The 23,557-nt window shown below is 61.8% G+C and carries 28 protein-coding genes; 16 read left to right on the top strand and 12 right to left on the bottom strand.

Annotated features, from left to right (window positions below):
* The first annotated feature begins 14 nt into the window (after positions 1–14).
* A complete protein-coding gene (locus tag KVQ74_RS09265) occupies positions 15–713 on the top strand; it encodes a response regulator (protein WP_217830768.1) in 699 nt (232 codons plus the stop codon).
* Positions 714–724: 11 nt separating this feature from the next.
* Here the strand turns inward: KVQ74_RS09265 and KVQ74_RS09270 are convergent, their stop codons facing one another.
* Complete coding sequence (locus KVQ74_RS09270; RefSeq protein WP_217830769.1) at positions 725–1,762, bottom strand: patatin-like phospholipase family protein; 1,038 nt, start codon at positions 1,760–1,762, stop codon at positions 725–727.
* A gap of 217 nt (positions 1,763–1,979) precedes the next feature.
* Here KVQ74_RS09270 and KVQ74_RS09275 point away from each other — a divergent pair, with 217 nt between their 5' ends.
* The 3 genes from KVQ74_RS09275 (at position 1,980) to KVQ74_RS09285 (ending at position 4,032) form a co-directional block, all read left to right on the top strand.
* The gene (locus tag KVQ74_RS09275; protein ID WP_217830770.1) at positions 1,980–2,258 is read left to right on the top strand and encodes a hypothetical protein; all 279 of its coding nucleotides are present in this window, start codon (positions 1,980–1,982) and stop codon (positions 2,256–2,258) included.
* A gap of 74 nt (positions 2,259–2,332) precedes the next feature.
* Complete coding sequence (locus KVQ74_RS09280) at positions 2,333–3,103, top strand: CHAD domain-containing protein (RefSeq protein ID WP_217830771.1); 771 nt, start codon at positions 2,333–2,335, stop codon at positions 3,101–3,103.
* Positions 3,104–3,237: 134 nt separating this feature from the next.
* Entirely contained in the window at positions 3,238–4,032 is a 795-nt protein-coding gene (locus KVQ74_RS09285) for an acyl-CoA thioesterase (RefSeq protein WP_217830772.1), read from the top strand.
* A gap of 1 nt (position 4,033) precedes the next feature.
* Here the strand turns inward: KVQ74_RS09285 and KVQ74_RS09290 are convergent, their stop codons facing one another.
* From KVQ74_RS09290 to KVQ74_RS09300, 3 genes are all read right to left on the bottom strand, one after another.
* The gene (locus KVQ74_RS09290; protein ID WP_217830773.1) at positions 4,034–4,399 is read right to left on the bottom strand and encodes a terminase; all 366 of its coding nucleotides are present in this window, start codon (positions 4,397–4,399) and stop codon (positions 4,034–4,036) included.
* Between the two features lie 181 nt (positions 4,400–4,580).
* The gene (locus tag KVQ74_RS09295; RefSeq protein ID WP_217830774.1) at positions 4,581–6,062 is read right to left on the bottom strand and encodes a methyl-accepting chemotaxis protein; all 1,482 of its coding nucleotides are present in this window, start codon (positions 6,060–6,062) and stop codon (positions 4,581–4,583) included.
* 143 nt (positions 6,063–6,205) lie between these two features.
* The gene (locus tag KVQ74_RS09300; RefSeq protein WP_217830775.1) at positions 6,206–7,012 is read right to left on the bottom strand and encodes a TatD family hydrolase; all 807 of its coding nucleotides are present in this window, start codon (positions 7,010–7,012) and stop codon (positions 6,206–6,208) included.
* Between the two features lie 235 nt (positions 7,013–7,247).
* Between KVQ74_RS09300 and KVQ74_RS09305 the strand changes: the two genes are divergently transcribed.
* The 3 genes from KVQ74_RS09305 to KVQ74_RS09315 all read left to right on the top strand — a co-directional run bounded on the left by KVQ74_RS09305 (position 7,248) and on the right by KVQ74_RS09315 (position 9,768).
* Complete coding sequence (locus KVQ74_RS09305) at positions 7,248–8,669, top strand: MltF family protein (protein WP_217830776.1); 1,422 nt, start codon at positions 7,248–7,250, stop codon at positions 8,667–8,669.
* 108 nt (positions 8,670–8,777) lie between these two features.
* Positions 8,778–9,212: a DoxX family protein gene (locus KVQ74_RS09310; protein WP_007950955.1), complete on the top strand. Its 435-nt coding sequence runs from the start codon at positions 8,778–8,780 to the stop codon at positions 9,210–9,212.
* Positions 9,213–9,459: 247 nt separating this feature from the next.
* The gene (locus KVQ74_RS09315) at positions 9,460–9,768 is read left to right on the top strand and encodes a class I SAM-dependent methyltransferase (protein WP_217830777.1); all 309 of its coding nucleotides are present in this window, start codon (positions 9,460–9,462) and stop codon (positions 9,766–9,768) included.
* A gap of 10 nt (positions 9,769–9,778) precedes the next feature.
* Here KVQ74_RS09315 and greB read toward each other — a convergent pair whose 3' ends face one another.
* Genes greB through KVQ74_RS09330 form a run of 3 tightly spaced genes read right to left on the bottom strand, consistent with a single transcriptional unit; the run spans position 9,779 to position 13,498 of the window.
* Entirely contained in the window at positions 9,779–10,276 is a 498-nt protein-coding gene (greB, locus tag KVQ74_RS09320) for a transcription elongation factor GreB (RefSeq protein ID WP_085629808.1), read from the bottom strand.
* A gap of 34 nt (positions 10,277–10,310) precedes the next feature.
* Complete coding sequence (locus KVQ74_RS09325; RefSeq protein WP_217830778.1) at positions 10,311–12,815, bottom strand: ABC transporter permease; 2,505 nt, start codon at positions 12,813–12,815, stop codon at positions 10,311–10,313.
* Entirely contained in the window at positions 12,815–13,498 is a 684-nt protein-coding gene (locus KVQ74_RS09330; protein ID WP_034150171.1) for an ABC transporter ATP-binding protein, read from the bottom strand. Before KVQ74_RS09330 ends, KVQ74_RS09325 begins: the two co-directional genes overlap by 1 nt.
* 10 nt (positions 13,499–13,508) lie before the next feature.
* Between KVQ74_RS09330 and KVQ74_RS09335 the strand changes: the two genes are divergently transcribed.
* The 3 genes from KVQ74_RS09335 (at position 13,509) to KVQ74_RS09345 (ending at position 15,562) form a co-directional block, all read left to right on the top strand.
* Complete coding sequence (locus KVQ74_RS09335) at positions 13,509–14,114, top strand: arylesterase (protein WP_217830779.1); 606 nt, start codon at positions 13,509–13,511, stop codon at positions 14,112–14,114.
* A gap of 57 nt (positions 14,115–14,171) precedes the next feature.
* Positions 14,172–14,465, top strand: a complete 294-nt coding sequence (locus KVQ74_RS09340) for a hypothetical protein (RefSeq protein WP_003226812.1) — start codon at positions 14,172–14,174, stop codon at positions 14,463–14,465.
* Between the two features lie 125 nt (positions 14,466–14,590).
* Positions 14,591–15,562 carry a L,D-transpeptidase family protein gene (locus KVQ74_RS09345; protein ID WP_217830780.1) on the top strand — a complete coding sequence of 324 codons (972 nt, stop codon included), beginning with the start codon at positions 14,591–14,593 and terminating at the stop codon, positions 15,560–15,562.
* A 120-nt stretch (positions 15,563–15,682) separates the two neighbouring features.
* Here the strand turns inward: KVQ74_RS09345 and oprI are convergent, their stop codons facing one another.
* A complete protein-coding gene (gene oprI / locus KVQ74_RS09350) occupies positions 15,683–15,934 on the bottom strand; it encodes an outer membrane lipoprotei OprI (protein ID WP_011335311.1) in 252 nt (83 codons plus the stop codon).
* 634 nt (positions 15,935–16,568) lie between these two features.
* Here oprI and KVQ74_RS09355 point away from each other — a divergent pair.
* The gene (locus tag KVQ74_RS09355) at positions 16,569–16,850 is read left to right on the top strand and encodes a GNAT family N-acetyltransferase (protein ID WP_007955658.1); all 282 of its coding nucleotides are present in this window, start codon (positions 16,569–16,571) and stop codon (positions 16,848–16,850) included.
* Between the two features lie 71 nt (positions 16,851–16,921).
* Here KVQ74_RS09355 and KVQ74_RS09360 read toward each other — a convergent pair whose 3' ends face one another.
* Together KVQ74_RS09360 and KVQ74_RS09365 are read right to left on the bottom strand one after the other, a co-directional pair.
* Positions 16,922–17,998 carry a 3-deoxy-7-phosphoheptulonate synthase gene (locus KVQ74_RS09360; RefSeq protein WP_114884576.1) on the bottom strand — a complete coding sequence of 359 codons (1,077 nt, stop codon included), beginning with the start codon at positions 17,996–17,998 and terminating at the stop codon, positions 16,922–16,924.
* Between the two features lie 191 nt (positions 17,999–18,189).
* Positions 18,190–18,633 carry a PilZ domain-containing protein gene (locus KVQ74_RS09365; RefSeq protein WP_217830781.1) on the bottom strand — a complete coding sequence of 148 codons (444 nt, stop codon included), beginning with the start codon at positions 18,631–18,633 and terminating at the stop codon, positions 18,190–18,192.
* On the opposite strand from KVQ74_RS09365, the gene KVQ74_RS09370 reads away from it, so the two are divergent.
* The 5 genes from KVQ74_RS09370 (at position 18,632) to cysB (ending at position 22,597) form a co-directional block, all read left to right on the top strand.
* Entirely contained in the window at positions 18,632–19,018 is a 387-nt protein-coding gene (locus tag KVQ74_RS09370) for a thioredoxin family protein (protein ID WP_217830782.1), read from the top strand. The two genes, KVQ74_RS09365 and KVQ74_RS09370, sit on opposite strands and share 2 nt — an antisense overlap.
* The gene (locus tag KVQ74_RS09375) at positions 19,015–19,971 is read left to right on the top strand and encodes a putative 2-dehydropantoate 2-reductase (protein ID WP_217830783.1); all 957 of its coding nucleotides are present in this window, start codon (positions 19,015–19,017) and stop codon (positions 19,969–19,971) included. The genes KVQ74_RS09370 and KVQ74_RS09375 overlap by 4 nt, the downstream gene beginning before the upstream one ends.
* A 30-nt stretch (positions 19,972–20,001) precedes the next feature.
* The gene (locus tag KVQ74_RS09380; RefSeq protein ID WP_217830784.1) at positions 20,002–20,907 is read left to right on the top strand and encodes a 5'-nucleotidase; all 906 of its coding nucleotides are present in this window, start codon (positions 20,002–20,004) and stop codon (positions 20,905–20,907) included.
* A gap of 98 nt (positions 20,908–21,005) precedes the next feature.
* Positions 21,006–21,509, top strand: a complete 504-nt coding sequence (locus tag KVQ74_RS09385; RefSeq protein ID WP_217830785.1) for a universal stress protein — start codon at positions 21,006–21,008, stop codon at positions 21,507–21,509.
* Between the two features lie 113 nt (positions 21,510–21,622).
* Complete coding sequence (cysB, locus tag KVQ74_RS09390) at positions 21,623–22,597, top strand: HTH-type transcriptional regulator CysB (RefSeq protein WP_085700020.1); 975 nt, start codon at positions 21,623–21,625, stop codon at positions 22,595–22,597.
* Between the two features lie 8 nt (positions 22,598–22,605).
* Here the strand turns inward: cysB and KVQ74_RS09395 are convergent, their stop codons facing one another.
* Positions 22,606–23,088, bottom strand: coding sequence for a GreA/GreB family elongation factor (locus KVQ74_RS09395; protein ID WP_217830786.1), 483 nt, complete (start codon positions 23,086–23,088; stop codon positions 22,606–22,608).
* Positions 23,089–23,090: 2 nt separating this feature from the next.
* Positions 23,091–23,498 (bottom strand): hypothetical protein, encoded by a 408-nt coding sequence (locus KVQ74_RS09400; protein ID WP_217830787.1) that lies wholly within the window; start codon positions 23,496–23,498, stop codon positions 23,091–23,093.
* Positions 23,499–23,557 lie beyond the last annotated feature (59 nt).

The raw sequence follows: 23,557 nt of genomic DNA on the forward strand, positions 1-23,557 counted from the left end.
GTTGATGTGAACCCATGAGCCAGACCGCGACCATTTTGGTCATCGATGACGAACCGCAGATCCGCAAATTCCTGCGCATCAGCCTCGCCTCCCAGGGCTACAAAGTGCTGGAGGCCGGCACGGGTGCCGAGGGTCTGGCCCAGGCGGCGCTGAACAAGCCCGATCTGCTGGTGCTCGACCTCGGCCTGCCGGACATGGACGGCCAGCAAGTGCTGCGCGAGTTTCGCGAATGGGCCACGGCGCCGGTGCTGGTGCTTTCGGTGCGGGCCAGCGAAGGGCAGAAGGTCCAGGCGCTGGACGGTGGTGCCAATGACTACGTGACCAAGCCGTTCGGCATTCAGGAGTTTCTCGCCCGGGTGCGCGCGTTGCTGCGTCAGGCTCCCGCCGGCGAAGCGCAGCAGGCGGCGTTGAGCTTTGGCCCGCTGACCGTGGATCTGGCGTATCGCCGGGTGCTGCTCGATGGCGCTGAAGTCGCCCTGACCCGCAAGGAGTACGCGGTGCTCGCGCAACTGGCGCGGCATCCGGGGCGGGTCATCACCCAGCAGCAATTGCTCAAGGACATCTGGGGGCCGACCCATACCGAGGACAGCCATTACCTGCGCATCGTCGTCGGCCATCTGCGGCAGAAACTGGCGGATGATCCGACCCGGCCACGGTTTATCGTGACCGAGGCGGGGGTGGGGTATCGGTTGCTGAGCGAAGGGGGGCTGTAACTGAGTGGTCTTCAGCCCTGCTCACTCTCATAGCGATCCAGGGTATCGCGCGCAATTTCCCGGCCCAGGGCGATCAGTTCCGGCGCCTTGTAGAACTCGAAGAACCGGCACACCCGCTTCGGCACGTTGATCAGCACATCCGGCGGATAGCCGGCGATCTTGTACTGTGCCAACGAGGTCTGCATGACCTCGAAACTCTGGTTGATCAGATCCAGCAGCGACGCCGGCCCGACGTTGTCGATGATGAACGAGCCAGTGGCCGATTTCGGCGCGCCGTCACGCTCCGGGGCGGCGGCCGGTTGTTGGGTTTCCGGCTCGGCGCCCTCGACCCACGGATTGATCTCCGCCGCTTCGGCGCGCAAGGCTTCCTGCTCCAGCAACAGTAACTGTTCGGCCTGTTTGCGGCGGAACGGCAGCTTCGAGCCGAGGGAGCTGATCAGACTGTCGAAGCGGGTGCGGAACGCCGCCGGACGCTGGATCACCGGCAGTTTGTAATGACGCTGATTGGTGGCGTTGAGGTTGACCGCGATGATCAGATCACAGTGGCTGGACACCACCGGCACGATCGGCAACGGATTGAGAATGCCGCCGTCCACCAGCATCCGGTTGCCTTGCATCACCGGGGTGAACAGGCTGGGAATCGCCGCCGACGCACGCATGGCCTGATGCAGGCAGCCTTCCTGGAACCAGATTTCCTGCTGGTTGGTGAGATCGGCGGCCACCGCCGTGTAGGGGATGCGCAGGTCTTCGATGTTCATGTCACCGACGATCTTGCGGATCTGCCCGAAGACCTTTTCCCCCCGGATCGCGCCGAGGCGGAAACTGACGTCCACCAGCCGCAGCACATCGAGGTAATCCAGGCTTTCGATCCAGTTGCGGTACTCGTCGAGTTTGCCGGCGGCATAGATCCCGCCGACCACCGCGCCCATCGAACAACCGGCAATGCAGGCGATGTCGTAGCCGCGTCGTTCGATCTCTTCAATGACCCCGATATGGGCATAACCCCGGGCGCCACCGGAGCCCAGCACCAGTGCGACACGTTTTTTCATCGAACATCCTCCCCGGCAAGGTTCCACAATGCACCCATCGAGGGGCGGGGGACAATCGGCGGGGTCGCCTGCAATGCCGAGGGCGTCGTTTTTTCGATACTTCCGGCCCCGGCGGCGCTATCTTTCGCTGATGGCGGTTTGCGCACGGGCCAAGGCACTTTTTCGCCGCCCGACCGTCTTACCTGCACGACTGTTGACCTACTTTGAGGTGTGAGTGATGAAAGCCTGGATCTGTGTGCCGTTGATTGCCCTGGCATTGGCCGGTTGTGCCGGGAAAACCGCGTACCGCGACACCTGTGGCACCCAGCTCGATGCGGCGTGGCATGAGCTGGACCTGGCCAAGGCCGAGGGTTTCGCCGGGACGGTCAGCTACTCCAAGGCCCTGTCGCTGCTGACGGCGGCCAAGACCCAACAGCAATTCGAGGGGTTCGAAGGTTGCAGCAAGAAAGCCGAGAAGGCGCGTTTCTACATTCGCGAATCTCGCGCCGGGCGCTAAGCTGCTGACATGACGCAAGGGCAGGATGCCCTTGCAAGCGCACACTTGTGCAACGCCATTTCCAGGAGCATGCGATGTCCGCGTTGGTTGATCGATTGGTGGCCCACGTCCTGAGCCTTGAAGTCAGACTGCTCGCCTGTCAGGCGCGTCTGACCGCGCGTACCGATCCTGAGGCGTTGCACGATCTGCGTACCACGGTGCGGCGCTTGCGCAGCCTGCTGCGGCCGTTGCGTGGCCTGCCGGGCGTCGAGCAACTGGAAGACGCGGCCGCCAGTGTCGGGCAACTGACCACGCCCTGGCGGGATCGCGAGGTGCTGGCGGCGTATCTGCTCAAGCACGATCAACCGCAGGCCGCGCAACGGCGCATGGCGCAAATGGCCGAGGCGTATCCCGCATTGGCCGCAAGCCCCGAGCTGGCTTCGCTGCTGATGATCCTCGATGCCTTTCCACGTTTTCTGCGGGCATCCCAGCGCCAGGGCTTGCTCAAAAGCCTGGATAAACGCATCGAAAAACGCTTGGGCAAGCAATGGAAGAATCTCGACGAAGCGCTGCATGACCCGGCCCATGACCGCCATCGTCTGCGCCTGCTGATCAAGCGTGTGCGTTATGGCATCGAAGCCTATCCCGAACTCGATCGCCTGCCCGAAGCGGCGCTGCCGCGCCTGAAGTCCGCGCAAGGCGCACTGGGCGACTGGCACGATTGCTGGCAGTGGCTGGCCAAAGCCGAGCAGGAGGCGGATCTGCAACCCTGCGTCGACACCTGGCAGGCGACCATGATCCAGGCCGAAATCAAGGCTGACCGGGTGCTGGAAAAACTCAGCTCGAGTTGTTTCAAAGCGTCCTGAACCCCGCAAAATTTCAATGAGAGGTCAGATCGCTGGCGGCCTATCTGTCAGTCTCTTTGACCGGAATAGACGCTGTGCCGCTCTGTCAGGCTGGTTAAGATCGCTGCATTCCTTTTCCAGTGTTCGAGGTTTCCATGCGCTTTAGCGATCTGCTCGATGCCGTCCGTCATCAATCGGACGTCACCATTCCGGCCGAATGGGGTCAGGGTCGCGCCAGTTTCGGCGGACTGGTGGTGGCGCTGCAATATGAGGCCATGCGCGCGAGGATGTCTGCGGATCGGCCGGTGCGGTCGCTGGCGATCACCTTCGTCGGGCCGGTCGAACCCGAAGTGCCGGTGAACTTCGAAGTTGAAATCCTGCGCGAAGGCAAAGCGGTCATCCAGGTGCTGGGTCGCGCCGTGCAGAACGGCCAGGTCGTCACGCTGGTACACGGCAGTTTCGGTGCCCCGCGCACCTCGGAAGTGGCGGTGCCAGCACATCCTGCGCCTGAGATGAAACATTGGGAGGAGTGCCAGGAACTGCCCTACATCAAAGGTGTGACGCCGGAGTTCATGCGCCATCTGGCGATGCGCTGGAGTGTCGGTAGCATGCCGTTCACCGGCGCCGAATCGCGGGACATGGGGGGCTGGGTGCGGCTGCGTGGCGATGTGAAGGAAGAGCCGGTCAGCGAGGCGCATCTGCTGGCACTGGTCGATGCCTGGCCTCCGGCGCTGCTGCCTTATCTGAAGAAACCGGCACCGGGCAGCACGCTGACCTGGACCATCGAGTTCGTGCAGCCGTTACGTGACTTGAGCACGCTGGACTGGTGCAAGTATCTGGCGCAAATCGAGTATGCGGCCGACGGTTACGGCCACGTCGCCGCCAAGCTGTGGAGCGCGGAGGGCGAACTGATCGCCATGAGCCGGCAGACCGTGACCATCTTCGCCTGACTCAATGCCGGCGGTGGCGTTCGCGCCAGGCGCGATACCAGCCGCCACTGAGGAAAAAGCGCGGAAAGGTCAGAAACTGCTCGACCAGCAGACGCGAAACCGCGTCCTTGCGATCACTGAACGGCTCGGAGGCTTGCGCCTCCAGGCTGTGACCGTGGCGCTGCAACCCCAGCGCTGCGATGATGCCAATCACGCCGATGGCGACGTTCACCAGACTCAGGCTGAACACCCCGGACACGATCAGCAGAAACGCGACAATGAACAGCGGCACGGCAATCAGGTGCAACACCAGATTGGTCGGATGCTGGTGATTGTGCGGGTACGCGCGCCATTGCCACGCGGGAAGATTGGGGTGACGTTTGCCCATGTTGCTACTCCTCATTCCATGTTGGACACATGCCTGAAGAATAGGCCCGGGCGCAGAGGGCGGCGAATCAAGGTTCGCTATGGAAGTGATAGCGGCAATGGTCGGGTTCGATGTTCACGGGCACGCCTTCACAAGGACAACACTTTCCAATGTGGGAGTGGGCTTGCCCGCGAAGAAACCATCAAAGTTTCAACTGACCAATCGCCTTGTTCAATTCCCCGGCCAGCGTTGCCAGTTCATTGCTGGTGGTCGCTGAATCCACGGTCTGTTGCACGGTGTTCTCGGTGACATCGCGAATGCTCACCACCGCCCGGTTCATCTCCTCGGCGACCTGGCTCTGTTGTTCCGCCGCCACGGCGATCTGCGTGTTGCTCTCGCGCATTTGCGCCACCGCGCCGGTGATTTCCGCCAGCGCTTCGCCGGCCTCCTGCGCCTGTTGCACGCAGTCGTCGGCCTTAAACGAACTTTCCTGCATGAAGTCCACCGCATCCCGGGTGCCGGCCTGCAACGCCGAGACCATGGTGGTGATTTCATCGGTGGAGGTCTGCACGCGTTTTGCCAGGTTGCGCACCTCATCGGCAACCACCGCAAAACCGCGTCCCATCTCCCCGGCGCGGGCCGCTTCGATGGCAGCGTTGAGCGCCAGCAGGTTGGTCTGCTCGGCGATACTATGAATCACGCTGACCACCCCGTTGATTTTCTGGCTGTCCTCGGCCAGACGCTGGATCATCTCGGCGGTCTGCTGCACGCCGCTCGACAGCCCGGCGATTGAGTGTTGCACCCGGGTCACCACTTGCTGGCCGCTGCCGGCCAAGCCATCGGCAGTCTGCGAGAGGTCGCGCGTCGCGCCGGCATGCTGGGCGATGTGGTAGACGGTGGCGGTCATTTCGTTGATCGCCGTCGCCGCCTGATCGGTTTCGCTCTGCTGGCCGAGCATGCCGTGACGCACCTCGTTCATGCTCGACGCCAGTCGCGCGGCGCCGACGTCGAGCTGGCGGGCGGTGTTGGCGACGGTGCTGACCACGCGCTGATAACCGGCCTGCATCGCGTTGAACGCATTGGCCATCTGCCCGACCTCGTCCTTGCCGGCCAGCGGCACGCGGGCGGACAGGTCACCGCTTTTTTCCACATGCAGCATCACGTCTTTCAAGGTGTTGAGCTGGCTGAGCAGGAAGCGGATGAGCAATTGCGAAGCGCCGAGCATTGCCAGCATCAGAATGAACACGGCTACCGCGTAGTGGGTGAAGCGCTCGCCGAACACTTGGCTCAGGCTCGGGGCGTAGGCGATCACGGCGACTTGCTGGCCATCGGCGCGGCTGAACACCTCGGCGCCCAGTAGCGGATTTTCGCCGAACAGCGGCATCGGGTTGATTTCGATCCAGCCTGTGCTGTCGGTGATTTCCAGCAACGGTTGATCGTTGAGTCGCGGCGCTTCACCGCGTTTGAAGGTCAACACCTGATCGGCCTTGGGCAACGTCTGTCCGGCCGGCCAGGCCTTGAGCAATTGCGCCTGGGCCTGGGCCGAGGCTTGCGCGGCATGACGGCGGGCCTGCTGTTCGAGTTGCACGGCGTACAAGACCAGCAGCAGGGTGGTGACGAAGGCGACGGCGTTGACCGCCCAGAATTTGTATTTCAGCGAGATATTGCTAAGCCAGGCACCCATGGAAGGTCTTCTCTGATAGCGGAAACAGTTTTGGCAAGGTGCCATTATTGTGCCGGTATCGAGAGGTCGGACTTTTGATATGCGTCAACGAGTGATGCTGTGAGTGCGGGCAAGCCCGCTCTCACAAATGGCGGCCTGGTCTGTCAGGAGAGGGCGGGGAGGTTGAAGAACGCTCGGGCGCAGGCGGTGGTATGGGCAGCCAGGTCTTCCTCGGTTTCGCCCCGGTGCTGGGCCACTTCTCGCAGCACTTCTGTGAGGTACGCCGGCTCGTTGCGACCGTTCTTCGGTTTCGGGCGCAGGCTGCGTGGCAGCAGGTACGGCGCGTCGCTTTCCAGCATCAGGCGTCCGTGTTTGATCTCTTTGACCAGCGGGTGCAGGTGCGTGCCACGGCGTTCGTCGCAGATCCAGCCGGTGATGCCGATGTGCAGGTCCAGGTCCAGATAGCTGAACAGCGCTTTTTGCTCGCCGGTGAAGCAATGCACCACGGCGGCCGGCAATCGATCGCGGAAGTCCTTGAGAATGTCCAGCAGGCGCTGACTGGCGTCGCGTTCGTGGAGAAACACTGGCAATTGCAGTTCGACGGCCAGGGCAAGATGTTCTTCGAGGACTTTTTCCTGCTGCGGACGCGGCGAGAAATCGCGATTGAAATCCAGCCCGCATTCACCCACCGCCACCACGTTCGCTTCTTTCAGCAGACTGCGCAGGCGCCGGGCGCTGTCGGCGTTCCAGTCGCTGGCCGAATGGGGATGGATGCCGGCGGTGGCAAACAGCCGCTGGCCGTCTGCGTCCAGTTGCTGGCACAACTCCAGGGCCTGTTCGCTGCCGTCGACGCTGGTCCCGGTCAGCACCAGTTGGCAGACCCCGGCAGCGTAAGCGCGATCGAGCACCGCCTGGTGTTTGTCGGCGAAACTGGGGTTGGTCAGGTTGACGCCGATATCGATGAGTTGCATGGTGCTACCTCGGGCCGAAGGCCGGAAAGCATATCAGAGCTGTAGATTTATAAGAAAAGCCAAGAACTACAACGGCTTATGGCTGTCTGTTGAGGCCGCGAGGCAGGTTGGATTGGCACAATTGCCATCACTGTGCCAGTCTCTCGCACTTTATCAGCGCTCCAGGCGCTCTGTTTTCGTCGGTGTTTTTGACCGTTCAGCGGTGAAAACACCCCGTATTCTTTCCGGAGAGTGGATGGTTCGTCCCTCGGTTTTGCTCCTGTTGTGTGGATCGCTGCTGCTGCCGATGACGGCGGTTGCGCGCCTGCCCGGGCCGCTGCAAGCCGTGCCGGCGGCCAAGGTGCGCGATCTGAGTGAAATCCGCAGCAGCCGGGTCTTGCGGGTGCTGGTCAACCAGAGCCGCAACAGCTCCGGTGAAGTCCAGGGCCAGGCCATCGGCATCGAATACCACCGCCTGCGCGCCTTCGAGCAATACCTCAACGGCCACGCCCGCGACGGCCAGGAAATCACCCTCAAGATCATTCCCAAAGCCAAGGACCAATTGCTCGGCGCCTTGCAGCGTGGCGAGGGCGATCTGGTGGCGCCGGGCGAGTTGCTCGAGCTGCAACCCGGCCACGCGGTCGCCAGCAGCGAACCGCTCGCCAGCAACGTGCCGCTGGTACTGGTCGGCATCAAGGGCGAGCGGCGCTACACCAAGGTCGAGCAACTGTCCGGCAAGACTCTGGCGCTGCCCACCGGCAGCGCGGCGGGGGAGGCGGTCAGCCAGCTCAATCAGAAACTGGCGCTGCACAAACTGGCGCCGATCAAGATCGAATGGGTCGATCCGACGCTGGCGGTCGAAGATGTGCTGGAAATGGTCCAGGGCGGGATTTTCCACCTGACCATCGTCGAGCAACCGATTGCCGAGCGTTGGGGCAAGATCCTGCCCAAACTGCGCTTCGACCGGCAGTTGATGATCAGCGAGCCGGGCGAGGAATACTGGTTCGTTCGGCGCGATGCGTCGATGCTGCGGGCGAGCATCGATCGCTTCCTGGCCGGCTACAAGAAACCGTCAAATGAAGATGCGGCGTTTTTGCGGATCTATCGCCGGCTTTACCAGGTTCACTATCCGCTGGCCAAGGCTGATCGCCAGCGCCTGGAAAAACTCCGTCCGACTCTGCAAAAGCACGCCGAAGCGCAAAACATGGACTGGCTGAACCTCGCTGCGCTGGCGTTCAAGGAGTCGGCACTGCAGCCCAGCGCGCGTAGCGGCAATGGCCCGACCGGACTGATGCAGATCACTCCGTCGGCGGCGCAGCGGGTCGGGGTCAGCAATATCCAGAATCTTGATGCGAACGTGCAGGCCGGGGCCAAGTACCTGGCGATGATCCGCCGCAAGTTCTTCAACAGCCCCAAGCTCAACGAACGCGAGCGCATGGCGTTCACGCTGGCCGCCTACAACATCGGCCCCGAGCGGGTCCAGGGCATGCGGGCCGAGGCGCGGCGACGCGGCTTGAACCCGAACCAGTGGTTCTTTCAGGTCGAGCGCATCGCCATGGAGCAAGTGGGGATGGGCCCCGTCAGCTATGTTAATAGCGTGAACAAATACTACTTGGCGTTCGACCGGGAGCGGGAGTCGCTGGAGCCCGGGGGACAGAAAGTTGTCTCACGCAAATGATCTAATAAACTGATTGTTATGGCGGAATATTTGCGCTTTTAACATGACATTTACTGATTAATATAGCGGCCAATCCACACACACTTTCCCAAGCAAGGAACGACAAACATGAGCTCTCTGATCAACAAGGTACTATTCACCCGCGCTGGCTACGGCCTGACCATTCTGCGTATCGCTGTCGGCGTGATCTTCGCCGCCCACGGTTCGCAGAAACTCTTCGGTCTGTTCGGTGGTTACGGCCTGGCAGGCACCGCGCAATACATGGAAAGCATTGGCCTGACGCCTGGCTACCTGATGGCAACGCTGGCTGGCGGCACCGAGTTCTTCGCCGGTCTGGCGCTGATCATCGGCCTGCTGGTGCGTCCGGCGGCGCTGGGCCTGACCTTCCTGTCGCTGGTGGCGATCTTCACTGTCCACATCAGCAACGGTCTGTTCATGGCCAACAACGGTTACGAGTTCGCCCTGGCCCTGCTCGGTGGCAGCCTCGCGGTACTGATCGAAGGTGCCGGCAAGCTCTCGGTGGATCGCGCCATCGCCGGTTGAGCGCTCTGGCTCAAGCCAAAGGCCCGCATTGCGCGGGCCTTTTTTGTTGCGGCTGATTCTTGACACTCGCCGGTCACGTTCTCTAGGATGCCGCTCATGCGCCGATTTAAACAGCTACTTGCGGGGCGCCAGGTGACTCATTCAGTTGCCGTAGAAGCCGGAACAACGGCTTCGAAATACCGCTAAAGCGCTGGTTCGGTGTTGCCTCTCACCTGCCATGCAGACTTTGAGGCAGAGACACGACACGATGAATGCACTTCGCCCTCCAGCACGTCCCGCGCCGATCACGGCACACGTTACCCAGCGCAATCCAAAAATCCTGCTTGGCGGCAAGCACCAGCCGACGCTGTTGCGTTATCTCGACGGCTGGCCACGTCGCAGCGGCGGTCCTGCCGCGTTCCTCATCCAGTTTGTCGAAGACGGCGAGTCGCTGGCGCGTTTTGCCGATGACAGTTTCGATCTGGCGGTGATTCAGGCGCCGAGCCAGGACGATGCCCCGGAAATGATCCGCCAGCTGACCCGCGTCGCCCGCCAGGGCCTGATCGCACGGCGTTAGTCCTGCGGGCTCAGGGGTATTCGATCGCCACGATGTAGACGAACTGTTCCCCGGTCGGTGTCTGTACCCGGACTTCGGCGTCCAGCGCCTTGCCGACCAAGGCGCGGGCCAATGGCGAGTCGATGCTGATCAGACCCAGCTTCAGATCCAGTTCATCCGGGCCGACGATGCGGTAGCGCGATTGCTTGCCGTCCTCGTCCTCGATAGTGACCCAGGCGCCGAAGTAGACCTTGTTCGGATCGCTGGGCTTTTCGCTGACAACCTTCAAGGCTTCGAGTCGCTTGGTCAGAAAGCGCACGCGACTGTCGATCTCGCGCAGCATCTTTTTGCCGTAGGTGTACTCGGCATTTTCCGAACGATCACCCTGCGCCGCCGCCTCGCTGACGGCCTGTGTCACCTGCGGCCGGCGCACATGCCACAGCTCATGGAATTCGGCGCGCATCCGCGCTTCACCTTCGGGGGTGATCAGCGCGGTGCCAGCGGTGCGGGGAGGGCGATAACGGCTCATGGCAGGTTCTTGTGATGGAGACGGCCGGAGTCTATCAACCCTCGCGCAATACTGTCAGCGGACTTGCGTTGAGCGCCCGACGCGTGCCGAACACCCCCGCGCCACCGATCAGCACCGCGCCTATCAGCGGCAGCACCAGCAGCCATGGATGCGGATGCCACGGCAGGTCGAAGGCGTAGCGATACAACACCAGACTCACCACTTCCGAACCGATCGCCGCGAGCAATCCGCTGACTGCGCCCAGCAGACCGAATTCGATCCGACGCGCCTTGATCAACAATTGCCGCTCGGCCCCCAGTGCGCGCAACAACGCGCCTTGGCGAATGCGTTCATCGAGGGTTGCCTGCAACCCGGAGAACAGCACAGCCATTCCCGCCGCCAACACAAACAACAATACATATTCAACGGCCAGGGTGACCTGGGCGAGGATGCTGCGCAGTTGCTCGAGCAAGGCCTCGACCTGAAGAATGGTCACCGCCGGGAAGGCTCGAGACAGTTCGACGATCTGCTGGTCATGACCCGGCGCCAGATAGAAACTGGTCAGGTAGGTCGCCGGCAGATCCTTCAGCGTGCCGGGCTGGAAGATCATGAAGAAATTCGGCTGGAAGTTGTCCCAGTTGATTTCCCGCAGACTGGTGACCTTCGCTTCGCGGTTGACCCCGCCGACACTGAACACCAGATGGTCGCCGAGTTTGAGCTTGAGGCTTTCGGCAACTTTGCCTTCTACCGATACCCCCGGCACATCGTCCGATGGCTGCTCGCTCCACCACGAGCCGGCGGTGAGCTTGTTGCCCGCCGGCAGGTCGGCGGCCCAGGTCAGGCTCAGGTCACGCTGGATGGCGCGGTCGCCCGCCGAGTCCTTGCTGACGATTTGCTGGACCGCTTCGCCATTGATGCTGATCAGGCGACCTGGCACTACCGGATACAACGGCGCGGCTTGAGCTGAAACATTGACCAGGTGATCGGCGAAGGCTTGTTTGTCCGCCGGCAGGATGTTCAGGGCAAAGTAGTTCGGCGCGTTTTTCGGCAACTGGTTTTGCCAGGTGTCCAGCAGTTCGCCGCGCAGCAGCGCGATCAGCGCCATGGACAACAGAATCAGACCGAAGGCCAGTGACTGACCGGCCGCGGCCAGCGGATGGCGCAGCAATTGTCCCAGTCCGAGCCGCCACGGCAAGGACGCGCGGGCGAGCAGACGACGCAGGCTGTTCAGCAGCAACAGCAGCAAACCGCCCAGCACCAGCGCGGCGACCACGCCACCGCCGAGCAAGGCAAACGTCAGCAGCAGATCCAGGCTCAGGCGCCACATGATCAGGCCGAGCGCACCGAGCGCCGCGCCGTAGACCATCCAGGTGCTTGAGGGGATCGGCAGCATGTCCCGACGCAACACCCGCAGCGGCGGCACGCGACCCAGCGCTGCAAGCGGCGGCAGGGCGAAACCGGCCAAGGCCACCAGCCCGGTGCCGATTCCCGCCAGCGCTGGCAGCAAACCACCCGGTGGCACGTCGGTCGGCAGCAGATCGTGCAACAGCGCGAACAGTCCCAACTGCGCCAGCCAGCCGAGCAGGGCGCCGCTGAGGCTGGCGAGCAAGCCCAGCACCGTCAGCTGCAAACTGAACAGCACCATGGTTTCCCGTCGCGACAAACCGAGGCAGCGCAACAAGGCGCTGGCGTCGAAACGGCGGCTGGCGAAGCGGTTCGCCGATAATGCAACGGCCACCCCGGCCAGCAACACGGCGACCAGACTCGCCATGTTCAGGTAGCGCTCGGCCTTGCCCAGGGCGCCGCCGATCTGCCGGTTGCCGTCGCGGGCGTCCTGGATCCGCTGATTGGCCGCCAGTCCTGGCTTGATCAGTTGTCGATAGGTTTCCAGTGCCTGGGGCTGGCCGCGCCACAGTTCGCGGTAGCTCACCCGGCTGCCGGGTTGCACCACGCCGGTGGCGGCGAGGTCGTCGAGGTTGATCAGAACCCGTGGCGTGAGGCTGTAGAAATTGCCGGCGCGATCCGGCTCGTACGTCAGCACCCGCGTCAGCTTTAGCGTCTTCATGCCGACGTCGATGCTGTCACCGATCTTCAGGTCCAGCGCAGTCAGCAAGCGCGATTCGACCCAGGCTTCGCCGGGTTGCGGTTCGCCGCCGGCCTCTTCTGTGGCGTAAGGGGCGGGGGCGCTTTTCAGTTCGCCGCGCAGCGGATAGGCGCGGTCGACCGCTTTGATACTCGACAACTGAATGCCGTTGTCCGTGGCGATGACGCTGGAAAACTCCACGACCCGCGCATGATCGAGGCGCAGCTCGGTGCCGCTCTTGATCTGTTCGGGGCGGGCCGGCGAGCTGCCTTCAAGCAACAGGTCGGCGCCGAGAAACTCGGTGGCGCGCAACATCATGGCGCCGTTCAGGCGCGCGCCGAAGTAGCCGATCGCGGTGCTTGCGGCCACCGCCACCAGCAGGGCGAAGAACAACACCCGCAACTCGCCGGCGCGGGCATCGCGCATGAGTTGGCGCAGGGCGAGACTGAACAGACGCAACAGCGGCAGACGTGCCATCAAGGCTCCAGAGGGGCGACCAGCAGGCCGGCTTCAAGTCGGATCAGGCGCCGGCAGCGATGGGCCAGGCGTTCGTCGTGAGTCACCAGCACCAGCGTCGTGCCGCGCTCCTTGTTCAATTCGAACAGCAGATCGCTGATGCGCTCGCCGGTATGGCTGTCGAGGTTGCCGGTGGGTTCGTCGGCGAACAGCACGTCCGGTTCGGCGGCGAAGGCGCGGGCAATCGCCACGCGTTGTTGCTCACCGCCGGAGAGCTGGCGCGGCGAGTGGGTCAGGCGCTGGCCGAGACCGACCCGTTGCAGCAGTTCGGTGGCGCGACCACGGGCGTCTTTGCGGCCGTCGAGTTCCAGCGGCAGCATGACGTTTTCCAGGGCGTTGAGACTGTCGAGCAGCTGAAATGACTGGAAGACGAAACCGACGTGTTCGGCGCGAATGCGCGCTCGCTGGTCTTCGTCGAGATTGCTCAGGCCCTGGCCGGCGAGGGTGACTTCGCCGCTGCTGGGCAGGTCGAGCCCGGCGAGCAGGCCCAGCAGGGTGGATTTGCCGGAACCGGACGCGCCGACAATCGCCAGGCTGTCGCCCTTGTTCAGTTCCAGGCTGAGTTCGTGCAGGATGGTCAGTTCACCTTCCGCGCTGGGAACCACTTTGCTAAGGTTCTTCGCGGTGAGAATGCTTGCGCCCATGGAGAATCCGATGCGTGTGTGGTTTTTGAGTGCTGGCCTGGCCTTGATGTGCATGGCCCAGAACGCAGCGGCGGGTACAGTCCTGATCGTCGGCGATAGTATCAGCGCCGGTTTCGGGCTGGATACCCGGTTGGGGTGGGTGTCGTTGCTCGAACAACGGCTCAGGACCGAAGGTTTTGACGACAAAGTGGTCAATGCCTCCATCAGCGGCGACACCAGCGCCGGAGGCCAGGCGCGGCTGCCGGCGCTGCTTGCAGAGCATAAGCCGGCCCTGGTGATCCTCGAGCTGGGAGGCAACGACGGCCTGCGCGGAATGCCGCCCACGCAATTGCAACAAAACCTTGCTGCGATGATCGACAGCTCCCGCGAGCAGGGCGCCAAGGTGCTGTTGCTCGGCATGCAACTGCCACCCAATTACGGCAAGCGCTACACCGATGCCTTTGCCCAGGTCTACGGCAAACTCGCCGAGGAGAAAAACATCCCCCTGGTGCCGTTTTTTCTCGATGGTGTGGGCGGGCATCCGGACCTGATGCAGGCCGATGGTCTGCACCCGGCGGCCGGGGCTCAGGGCAAGTTGCTGGAAAATGTCTGGCCTACGCTAAAACCGCTGCTATGAGGCTTTTCTAGCGGCAGGCTTTCGGCTAATGTGGCGCCCCCTTATCTGGAGCCCCCGATGCCGCGCCCTGCCTGGTCCCTGTTTGCCTACCAACTGATCGAGCCTGACGAACAGCTGGATCTGTTCGCCTGCCAGGAAGTGCGAGTGCATCTGGTGACCCGTCAACTGGAGCTCGGTGGCTCGGCGGATCGAACCCTGTGCGGCAGTCTGCTGCCGGCGCAGCCGCGCTGGTCGAGCGTGGATCGCCGGGTGTTCCAGGATCAGCGCCTGTGTTCGCTGTGCCGGGCGATTCTCGAATCGCAGAAGCGCGGCACGTCGCCGATCTGGCCCGAGTTGCGCTTCGAACTGTAAGCGGACGACGCTCCCAACAAAAAATGCCTTGTATCGCCTGTCATGGGCTGATCTCCCCGAATTCCCGAGGTGCGGTGTACAATCGCGCTCCTATATCCCTGTTGATCATGCGAAGGATGTTCCGGATGTTGCCGCGCTTTCCTGCCGTCACCCGCTGCCTGTCTCTTGCCGCCCTGTGTGTGGCCGGCCCCGTTGCAGCATTGGAGTTCCCCCTGCCACCGCCCGGTGAAGACATCATCGGCCAGGTGCAGGTGATCAAGGCCAAGTACGAAGACACCTTCGCCGACCTGGGCACCACCTACGATCTGGGCTATTCGGAAATGGTCGCGGCCAACCCGGGCGTCGATGCCTGGTTGCCGGGTGCCGGCACCGAAGTGGTCCTGCCGACGCGATTCATCCTGCCGCCGGGTCCGCGCGAAGGCATCGTGATCAACCTCGCCGAATACCGCCTCTACTACTACCCGAAAGGCCGGAACGTGGTGTACACCTTCCCGCTGGGTATTGGCCGTGAAGGCTGGGGCTCACCGATCGCCCATACCTCGATCACCGCCAAGACCCCGAACCCGACCTGGACGCCGCCGGCCTCGATCAAGGCCGAACACGCCGCCGACGGTGATCCGCTGCCGAACGTGGTGCCGGCCGGTCCCGATAACCCGCTGGGGCCATTCAAGTTCACCCTGGGCACGCCGGGCTACCTGATCCATGGTTCGAACAAGAAGTTTGGTATCGGCATGCGCACCAGCCACGGCTGCTTCCGCATGTTCAACAACAACGTGCTGGAAATGGCCGGCATGGTGCCGGTCGGCACGTCGGTGCGGATCATCAACGACCCGTACAAGTTCGGCCGCAGTGCCGGCAAGGTCTACCTGGAAGCGCACACGCCGCTGGACGACAAGGGCAACCCGTCGGTGGTCGACAAGCACACGGCGGTGATCAACGCGATGCTCAAGCGTGAAGACATCACCAACAACCTGCGCATGAACTGGGATGTGGTGCGTGATGTGGTGGCGGCCGAGGATGGCCTGCCGGTGGAAATCGCCACGCCGAACACCTCGGCGCCGATCGTTTCCAGCGCCCCGATCGACTTGCAGCAATAAGCTCAAAAACAAAACCCGCCGATGACGACATCGGCGGGTTTTTTATTGCCCGCAGAAAACGCCGGGCACAAAAAAGCCGACCCAAGAATGGGTCGGCTTGATAACAATCCCGAAGGACTATTACTTGCGGCTAGCTTTTTCCAGCATGCGCAGAGCACGCTCGTTAGCTTCGTCAGCAGTCTGTTGTGCTTTTTGAGCAGCAGCCAGAGCTTCATCAGCTTTACGGTAAGCTTCATCTGCACGAGCTTGAGCGCGAGCAGCTGCGTCTTCAGTAGCGGTCAGACGTGCTTCGGTTTCTTTCGATGCGCTGCTGCAACCGGTAGCCAGAACTGCGGCCAGAGCCAGAGCAGAGAATTTCAGAACGTTGTTCATCGTGTTCCCCTTCAAGGACTTTCAAATTAAGTGGCTGTCTCCTCCGATTGAGGAAATAGCCGGCGTACATACTACCCATTACTTGTAGTAAGTAAACTGACGTAGCGCAAGAAGCAAAAAAAATTGTAGGCGTTGATTCTTTTTCGAGCAACTTTTAACTGTTCTGTTTAAAAAATATCCAGCTGCAAGCCGCGAGCTGAGCGAGTTAATGAGAAAAAGTTCCCGTTGTCGCGTGCTGTTTTTCCTGCTTCGGCTAGAGTCTGTCTATATGTCGGTGACCATACTTTTGTTCAGGTTTGGTGCAATGCGTTGCCTATCTTTGTCCATCTTGAGGTGACTTTAAACAAGGTGGTACGTCTTAAGTCTCAACATCCGGCAATGTTCAGGCTTTCGGGGAGGATTGACTCCCCAACCGACCCTGCGTCCACCGGAGCCGCCTCTCCCCGCAAGCAGGGTGACGAGGGCACCTTGAGCATTTTTGCCAATGGTGCCTAATATTTGTTACGTGCTCGGTTGCGCAAGATCGGTGTGGCTCTTTCGGTGTCGATCAGGCACGGGGTGGCGTAGATGTTCCTTCGCCGGGAAAACATCGGTAAGGTAGGGGTCGCAATTTAAAGACCCGCGAGGAGTAGTGATGAGCGAGGCGTTGTCCATCCACCATGACCAGGCTGGTCATCAGTTCGAGACCAATGTGGACGGTCATCGTGCCTATCTGACCTATATGGATCTGGGGAAACAGACCCTGGATATCTATCGCACCTTCGTGCCCAACGCCTTGCGTGGCCGAGGCATCGCGGCAGCCCTGACCGAGCGGGCGCTGCAATATGCCGATGAAATGGGCTACACCGTGATTCCGTCGTGCTCCTACGTCGAGCGCTACATGGAGCGCCACCAGCGGCGCACCGCCAAGATCTGATTTTGCACCACACCGCACACACAAAAACGCCGGGCTGAGCCCGGCGTTTTTTTATGCCTGCGAAACGGCTGTCAGCCGCGCTGGCGTTTGGGCAGAACATCCTTGAGCTTGGCGTGCATGCTGCGCAAGGTGTTTTCAGTGGCGGACCAGTCGATGCAGGCATCGGTGATCGACACGCCGTATTGCAGGTCAGCGAGGTCTTTCGGTATCGCCTGGCAGCCCCAGTTCAGGTGACTCTCGACCATCAGGCCGATGATCGACTGGTTGCCTTCGAGGATCTGGTTGGCCACGTTCTCCATCACCAGCGGTTGCAGGGCCGGATCCTTGTTGGAGTTGGCGTGGCTGCAATCGACCATGATGTTCGGCTTGATCTTCGCCTTGTTCAGCGCTTGCTCGCACAGGGCGACGCTGACCGAGTCGTAGTTCGGCTTGCCATTACCGCCACGCAGCACCACGTGACCGTAGGCGTTGCCCTTGGTGGTGACGATCGACACGCCACCTTCCTGGTTGATCCCCAGGAAACGGTGCGGACTGGAGACCGACTGCAGCGCGTTGATCGCCACGGTCAGGCCGCCGTCGGTGCCGTTCTTGAAACCGACCGCCGAGGACAGGCCGGAAGCCATCTCGCGGTGGGTCTGGGATTCGGTGGTGCGCGCACCGATGGCCGACCAGCTGATCAGGTCCTGCAGGTACTGCGGGGAGATCGGGTCGAGGGCTTCGGTGGCGGTCGGCAGGCCTTTTTCCGCCAGATCCAGCAGCAGCTGGCGACCGATGTGCAGACCGTCCTGGATCTTGAACGAGTCGTCCAGGTACGGGTCGTTGATCAGGCCTTTCCAGCCGACGGTGGTGCGCGGCTTTTCGAAATACACGCGCATTACCAGATACAGGGTGTCGGAGACTTCCGCCGCCAGCACTTTCAGGCGCTCGGCGTACTCATGGGCAGCCTTGATGTCGTGGATCGAGCAAGGCCCGATGACCACGAACAGGCGGTGGTCGGTGCCGTCGAGAATATTGCGGATAACTTCGCGACCTTTGGTGACGGTGCGCAGGGCAGCGTCGCTCAGCGGAATATCACGCTTGAGCTGATCGGGAGTGATCAGGGTCTCGTTGGAAGCGACGTTCAAGTCGTTGATTGGTAAATCAGCCATCGTTTACTCGTCAGGTCACGGGTGCCGGCCACCAGCGATCCCCGCGCGGCGGACCGGAGCACAGCAGATTTAAGCGCGTCGGGGAGCCGAACCTTAGCGCGTTAGGCGCCTGCTCGACAATGGGAAAGTAACTGTTCAGGGGGCGTTCGCCGTGCAGTTTTTACCGCGCGGGGAAACCGCAAGCCAATGACCTAATCCAGAACCGGCTGGGCAAAGGCCTTGCGCACGGTGTCATGGGAGAACTCGTCGGCGTGCTGTTCGACCCATTGCAGGGCCAGGGCCTGGACGTTCTGGAGGTCGTCGGGGGCTTCGTTGAGGCGGCAATAACGCTCGATCTGACACACCTGCTCACCCATTCGGGCGCTGAACAGCGTTTGCTCGTCGGTGAAGGCGATGCCCACCAGATAGCCTTTCTTGCGGCGCAGGCACCAGGCCACGTAACCCGGATAACAGATATCGGCGTTGAGGGTCGGCATGCGCACCTGCAACGCCGTGCCATGGCGCCAGGCGCGGTGGTAATTGCAAGCGATACCGCCGAGGCTGATAGTGTGCAGCTGTTGCCGCGAAATACACTCAGGTTTGAGCAAGGTTAATTCGACGGGCACATCATCCGGATGAGGAATAAACCGTCCCATGAGCACAGACTCCCTGTGTCGGCCATTTGACATTGTTTCCCCCAGTATAGTGGTCGAATCGGAACTGACCGATTTCGACGCCGACCAACGGCTGCTGGCGATGAGCGGCGTTTCGCTGGTGATTTTCACCAGTGTCGGCTGCGCGAGCTGCCGGTTCGCCCGCGAAGTGCTGCCGGGACTGGAACTGGCGGTTGACCGGCTGTGCTGGATTGATGCCGGTAACAACGGCGGGCTGGTCGAGCGATATCAGGTCTTTCATTTGCCGGCGCTGTTTGTCGTGCGCGACGGCGAGTTCTTTGGGGCATTGCACACGCGCCTGAGCCGCGACGAGCTGAACGCCGCCGTGGCCCAGGCACTGGGTCGAATTGCAGAGGAGTTGCCATGATGGGGGAAGTCAACAAACCGGTGGTGGGGATTATCGGCACGGGGGCCATCGGAGGTTTCTACGGCCTGATGCTGGCGCGGGCCGGGTTTGATGTGCATTTTTTGCTGCGCAGTGAGTTTTCCGCCGTCGCCGAGCATGGCTTGCGGGTCGACAGCGCGGTCCATGGCGCGCTGACGCTGAGTCCGGTACAGGCTTATTCGTCGGCCGAAGACATGCCGCCCTGTGACTGGTTGCTGGTCGGCGCCAAGACCACCAGCAACGCCGGTCTGGCGCCGTCGATCATTCAGGCAGCGAAACCCGGTGCCAGGGTGCTGGTGCTGCAAAACGGTCTGGATGTCGAAGACAGTTTGCGTGAGTTGCTGCCCGATTCTCTGCACCTGCTCGGCGGATTGTGCCTGATCTGTGTGCATCGCGACGCTCCAGGGCAGATTACCCATCAGGCGCTGGGTGCGGTGAACATCGGTTATCACAGCGGCCCGGCGACCGATGACGCGGCGCGCATGGCGATTGTCGAAGAGGGCGCGGGACTGTTCCGTACCGCCGGCATCGACTCCCAGGCGATGCCCAATCTGCACCAGGCCCGTTGGCAGAAGCTGGTGTGGAACATCCCCTACAACGGTCTGTCGGTACTGCTCGGTGCCAGCACCACGCCGCTGATGGCCGATGTCGACAGCCGCGCGTCGATCCAGGCGCTGATGGCTGAAGTGGTGCAGGGCGCCAAGGCCTGCGGTCATGACATGCCGCCCGGATACGCCGAGTACCTGTTCATGATGACCGAGAAAATGCCCGACTACTGGCCGAGCATGTACCACGATTTCCTGCACAAGCGGCCGCTGGAACTGGAGGCGATTTACGCCCGGCCCCTGGCAGCGGCGAAAGCGGCGGGCTGTGAACTGCCACGCATCGAGGCGCTGTATCGCAATCTGGGGTTTATCGACCGGCGTAACGCCTGAGTCGGTTTTGGCGCAAAGGATGGGGGAAGCATGGCCAAGAACATCGATGACAAACTGGTGCTGGCAATTTCGTCCCGCGCCTTGTTCGACCTGAGCGAAAGCCACAAGGTTTATCTGTCGCAAGGTGTTGAAGCCTATCGGCAATATCAGATCGAGCACGAAGACGAAATCCTCGCGCCGGGCGATGCCTTCCCTCTGGTGGAAAAACTGCTGGACCTGAACAGTCGTCTCGGTCGTGCCCGGGTCGAGGTGATTCTGGTGTCGCGCAACAGTGCCGACACCGGGTTGCGGGTGTTCAACTCGATCGGTCATTACGGTCTGGCGATCTCCCGCGCGGCGTTCGTTGGCGGGCGCAGTCCTTATCCGTACCTGAAGGCGTTCGGTTGCGATCTGTTTTTGTCCACCCATGCCGAGGATGTGCGCGCCGCGCTGGATGCCGGTTTCGCGGCGGCGACCATTCTGTCCGGTGGCGCCAGCCGTGCGGCCAGTGATGAATTGCGTATCGCTTTCGACGGCGATGCGGTGCTGTTCTCCGACGAGTCGGAGCGGATTTATCAGTCTGGCGGCCTCGAGGCCTTTCAAGCCAAGGAGCGCGAGTCGGCGCGCGAGCCGTTGCGCGGTGGCCCGTTCAAAGGGTTTCTGGCGGCCCTCAACCTGCTGCAGCGCGAGTTTCCGGACGAGGATTGCCCGATCCGTACGGCACTGGTCACCGCCCGTTCGGCGCCGGCCCACGAGCGGGTGATTCGCACCCTGCGCGAATGGGATATCCGGCTGGACGAGTCGCTGTTTCTCGGCGGCCTGACCAAGTCGGCGTTTCTCGAAGCCTTTGCCGCCGACGTGTTTTTCGATGACCAGACCGGCCATTGCGAACTGGCCCGGGAAGTGGTCGCCACCGGTCACGTTCCCCACGGCATCAGCAACGAACCCACGATCTAAAGCCCCCACGCTTCAAGACGTTGCGCCATACGTCGTACTCGCCAAGGCACTGCTAAGCTCAATCAAATCTCCGCCATGTTGGCTCGCGAGGAGGTCATATGATTCGTTCGATGCTGTATGCCACTGACCTCGGTCTGTACGCACCGTTAGTGATGCAGCATGCACTGGCTCTGGCCCGAACTTTCAATGCCGACTTGTATGTGGTGCATGCGGTGGAGCCCATGGGGTTGTTCGCCGAGTCGGTGTTGCAGAGCTATCTGGACGAGCAGGCATTGAACGAATTCCACAGCCAGGGTCTGAAAACTGTCATCGCCAATATCGAGGAGCGAGTGCTCGAGAGTTTTCGCGACGAGCTGGGCGATGACGGCAAGCAGGATTTGCAACGGATACGCTCGGTGCGAGTGCTCCAGGGCGATCCGTCGCAGGTGATTCTCGAGCAGGCGCAGAGACTGGGTGTCGATCTGTTGATTCTGGGAAGCCACAGCCACGGGGTAGGGGCGGAAACGCCGTTGGGGCGCACGGCGGCCAGGGTCCTGCAATTGTCCAAGGTGCCGGTTTATCTGGTGCCGTTGGTGGAGCGTCGGCGGCGGGAGGATCGTTGAGGCAGGAATAATGGCGTTTTGATAAAAAAGTTCTAGATTTATTCTTCAAACCATTAATATAGTTATATACCGTCGCTGATGCCCGTGGCGTCTATCTGCTTTGAGGGATTCATATGAAGCTTCAACAATTGCGCTACATCTGGGAAGTGGCGCACCACGACCTCAACGTTTCCGCTACAGCCCAAAGTCTTTACACCTCGCAACCGGGCATCAGTAAGCAAATCCGTCTGCTGGAAGACGAACTCGGCGTCGAAGTGTTCGCCCGCAGCGGCAAGCACCTGACCCGCGTCACGCCGGCCGGCGAGCGCATCATCACCACCGCCGGTGAGATTCTGCGCAAGGTCGAAAGCATCAAACAGATCGCCCAGGAGTTCTCCAACGAGAAAAAGGGCACCCTGTCGATCGCCACCACCCACACCCAGGCGCGTTATGCACTGCCGCCGGTGATCAGCAATTTCATCAAGCAATACCCGGACGTGGCGCTGCACATGCATCAAGGTTCGCCGATGCAGATCGCCGAAATGGCCGCTGACGGCACCGTGGATTTCGCCATCGCCACCGAAGCGCTGGAGTTGTTCGGCGATCTGGTGATGATGCCGTGCTATCGCTGGAACCGTTGCGTGGTCGTGCCGCAGGGGCACCCGCTGACCAAACTGCCGAAGCTGACCCTCGAAGCGCTCGCCGAATACCCGATCGTGACTTACGTGTTCGGTTTCACCGGCCGTTCGAAGCTCGACGAAGCCTTCAGCCATCGCGGCCTGACGCCGAAAGTGGTGTTCACCGCCGCCGACGCCGACGTGATCAAAACCTACGTGCGCCTGGGCCTGGGCGTCGGCATCGTGGCGAAAATGGCCGTCGATACCAAACTCGACAACGACCTGGTGGTGCTCGATGCCAGCGAACTGTTCGAGTCGAGCGTGACCAAGATCGGTTTCCGTCGCGGCACTTTCCTGCGTGGTTTCATGTGCGACTTCATCGAGAAGTTCGCGCCGCACCTGACCCGCGATGTGATGGCCAAAGCCATTCAGTGCCATAACAAGCAGGAACTGGAAGAGCTGTTCGAAGGTGTTGAACTGCCCGTCCACTAAGCACCGCGCTACAGCACCTCGGTGACAGCGAACTGTTGCCGAGCGCCCGCCACCAGAATCTCCACCTCATCACCCTCGAACTTGCCCAGCAGGCTTTTGCCCAGCGGCGAGCGAGGCGTGATGACGGTAATCGGCTGACCCACCACCTCGACTTTCAGGCCTGCCGCATCCGGCGCCAGGAACAGCCATTGCTCGCGACCCTTTTCGTCTTCCAGGCCGAGCAGGGCGCCGATTTCGATTCCGCGCTGATCGTCATAGGCACGCAATGTCAGGTTCTGGCACAGCGTCAGCGACTGACGGATCTCCTCGACCCGCTTCGCCTGTCCGGCCGCCAGGTATGCCGCTTCCAGCCCCAGCGTGTCGTACTTGTTTTCGGCGATGTTTTCTTCGTGGGTCGCGGTTTCGTAGGCGGTCAACGCGGCGCGCTCGGCGATGTCGAGATCGATCCGCAGCTTGTCGAGAATCAGTTGGTGGACGCTGTGCTTGTTCATGATCAATCGCAGAATTGCAGGACGTTGGCGCGGCTTTTCTCGCTCGGCGCGGTCTGATCCTGTTGCAGCCAGAACTGGCATTTGGGGTTCGACAGGTTACGGGCGCTGTTGCGGGCCTGGTCGAGGCGAACCTGTTGCTCGTTCTTGCGCAGGTTTTCTTCGTACTGCTGGAATTGCGGGCTCGGTGGCGGAATGTCCGGCGCCGTCTGAGCCGCCGGTGGCCTGGCGAGTTGCTGCACGGCCTGGGCGACGGGGGCCAGTTGTTCGTTGAACAGCAAGCGCGAGAGCAGCCAGCAGGTCAGCGCGATCGCCAGGAACCCCAGCCACATGCCCAGGGCGATGCTGCCGGTCAAACGCAGCGCGCTAAGCTGAACAGGCAAGGGGCGACGCGGATTGGGACGGTAGGGCATGACTGCCTCCTGGCGGGTGATTGCGGGCAAGTGGCGATTGTCGCACGAAGATTAATCGT

The sequence above is a fragment of the Pseudomonas botevensis genome (assembly GCF_019145475.1).
Classification (GTDB): Bacteria; Pseudomonadota; Gammaproteobacteria; order Pseudomonadales; family Pseudomonadaceae; genus Aquipseudomonas; species Aquipseudomonas botevensis.

Bases quoted from the DNA above. Each gene is read 5' to 3' on its own strand.
- KVQ74_RS09265 (WP_217830768.1), top strand. From the start codon at position 15: ATGAGCCAGACCGCGACCATTTTGGTCATCGATGACGAACCGCAGATC.
- KVQ74_RS09270 (WP_217830769.1), bottom strand. From the start codon at position 1,762: ATGAAAAAACGTGTCGCACTGGTGCTGGGCTCCGGTGGCGCCCGGGGT.
- KVQ74_RS09275 (WP_217830770.1), top strand. From the start codon at position 1,980: ATGAAAGCCTGGATCTGTGTGCCGTTGATTGCCCTGGCATTGGCCGGT.
- KVQ74_RS09280 (WP_217830771.1), top strand. From the start codon at position 2,333: ATGTCCGCGTTGGTTGATCGATTGGTGGCCCACGTCCTGAGCCTTGAA.
- KVQ74_RS09285 (WP_217830772.1), top strand. From the start codon at position 3,238: ATGCGCTTTAGCGATCTGCTCGATGCCGTCCGTCATCAATCGGACGTC.
- KVQ74_RS09290 (WP_217830773.1), bottom strand. From the start codon at position 4,399: ATGGGCAAACGTCACCCCAATCTTCCCGCGTGGCAATGGCGCGCGTAC.
- KVQ74_RS09295 (WP_217830774.1), bottom strand. From the start codon at position 6,062: ATGGGTGCCTGGCTTAGCAATATCTCGCTGAAATACAAATTCTGGGCG.
- KVQ74_RS09300 (WP_217830775.1), bottom strand. From the start codon at position 7,012: ATGCAACTCATCGATATCGGCGTCAACCTGACCAACCCCAGTTTCGCC.
- KVQ74_RS09305 (WP_217830776.1), top strand. From the start codon at position 7,248: ATGGTTCGTCCCTCGGTTTTGCTCCTGTTGTGTGGATCGCTGCTGCTG.
- KVQ74_RS09310 (WP_007950955.1), top strand. From the start codon at position 8,778: ATGAGCTCTCTGATCAACAAGGTACTATTCACCCGCGCTGGCTACGGC.
- KVQ74_RS09315 (WP_217830777.1), top strand. From the start codon at position 9,460: ATGAATGCACTTCGCCCTCCAGCACGTCCCGCGCCGATCACGGCACAC.
- greB (WP_085629808.1), bottom strand. From the start codon at position 10,276: ATGAGCCGTTATCGCCCTCCCCGCACCGCTGGCACCGCGCTGATCACC.
- KVQ74_RS09325 (WP_217830778.1), bottom strand. From the start codon at position 12,815: ATGGCACGTCTGCCGCTGTTGCGTCTGTTCAGTCTCGCCCTGCGCCAA.
- KVQ74_RS09330 (WP_034150171.1), bottom strand. From the start codon at position 13,498: ATGGGCGCAAGCATTCTCACCGCGAAGAACCTTAGCAAAGTGGTTCCC.
- KVQ74_RS09335 (WP_217830779.1), top strand. From the start codon at position 13,509: ATGCGTGTGTGGTTTTTGAGTGCTGGCCTGGCCTTGATGTGCATGGCC.
- KVQ74_RS09340 (WP_003226812.1), top strand. From the start codon at position 14,172: ATGCCGCGCCCTGCCTGGTCCCTGTTTGCCTACCAACTGATCGAGCCT.
- KVQ74_RS09345 (WP_217830780.1), top strand. From the start codon at position 14,591: ATGTTGCCGCGCTTTCCTGCCGTCACCCGCTGCCTGTCTCTTGCCGCC.
- oprI (WP_011335311.1), bottom strand. From the start codon at position 15,934: ATGAACAACGTTCTGAAATTCTCTGCTCTGGCTCTGGCCGCAGTTCTG.
- KVQ74_RS09355 (WP_007955658.1), top strand. From the start codon at position 16,569: ATGAGCGAGGCGTTGTCCATCCACCATGACCAGGCTGGTCATCAGTTC.
- KVQ74_RS09360 (WP_114884576.1), bottom strand. From the start codon at position 17,998: ATGGCTGATTTACCAATCAACGACTTGAACGTCGCTTCCAACGAGACC.
- KVQ74_RS09370 (WP_217830782.1), top strand. From the start codon at position 18,632: ATGAGCACAGACTCCCTGTGTCGGCCATTTGACATTGTTTCCCCCAGT.
- KVQ74_RS09365 (WP_217830781.1), bottom strand. From the start codon at position 18,633: ATGGGACGGTTTATTCCTCATCCGGATGATGTGCCCGTCGAATTAACC.
- KVQ74_RS09375 (WP_217830783.1), top strand. From the start codon at position 19,015: ATGATGGGGGAAGTCAACAAACCGGTGGTGGGGATTATCGGCACGGGG.
- KVQ74_RS09380 (WP_217830784.1), top strand. From the start codon at position 20,002: ATGGCCAAGAACATCGATGACAAACTGGTGCTGGCAATTTCGTCCCGC.
- KVQ74_RS09385 (WP_217830785.1), top strand. From the start codon at position 21,006: ATGATTCGTTCGATGCTGTATGCCACTGACCTCGGTCTGTACGCACCG.
- cysB (WP_085700020.1), top strand. From the start codon at position 21,623: ATGAAGCTTCAACAATTGCGCTACATCTGGGAAGTGGCGCACCACGAC.
- KVQ74_RS09395 (WP_217830786.1), bottom strand. From the start codon at position 23,088: ATGAACAAGCACAGCGTCCACCAACTGATTCTCGACAAGCTGCGGATC.
- KVQ74_RS09400 (WP_217830787.1), bottom strand. From the start codon at position 23,498: ATGCCCTACCGTCCCAATCCGCGTCGCCCCTTGCCTGTTCAGCTTAGC.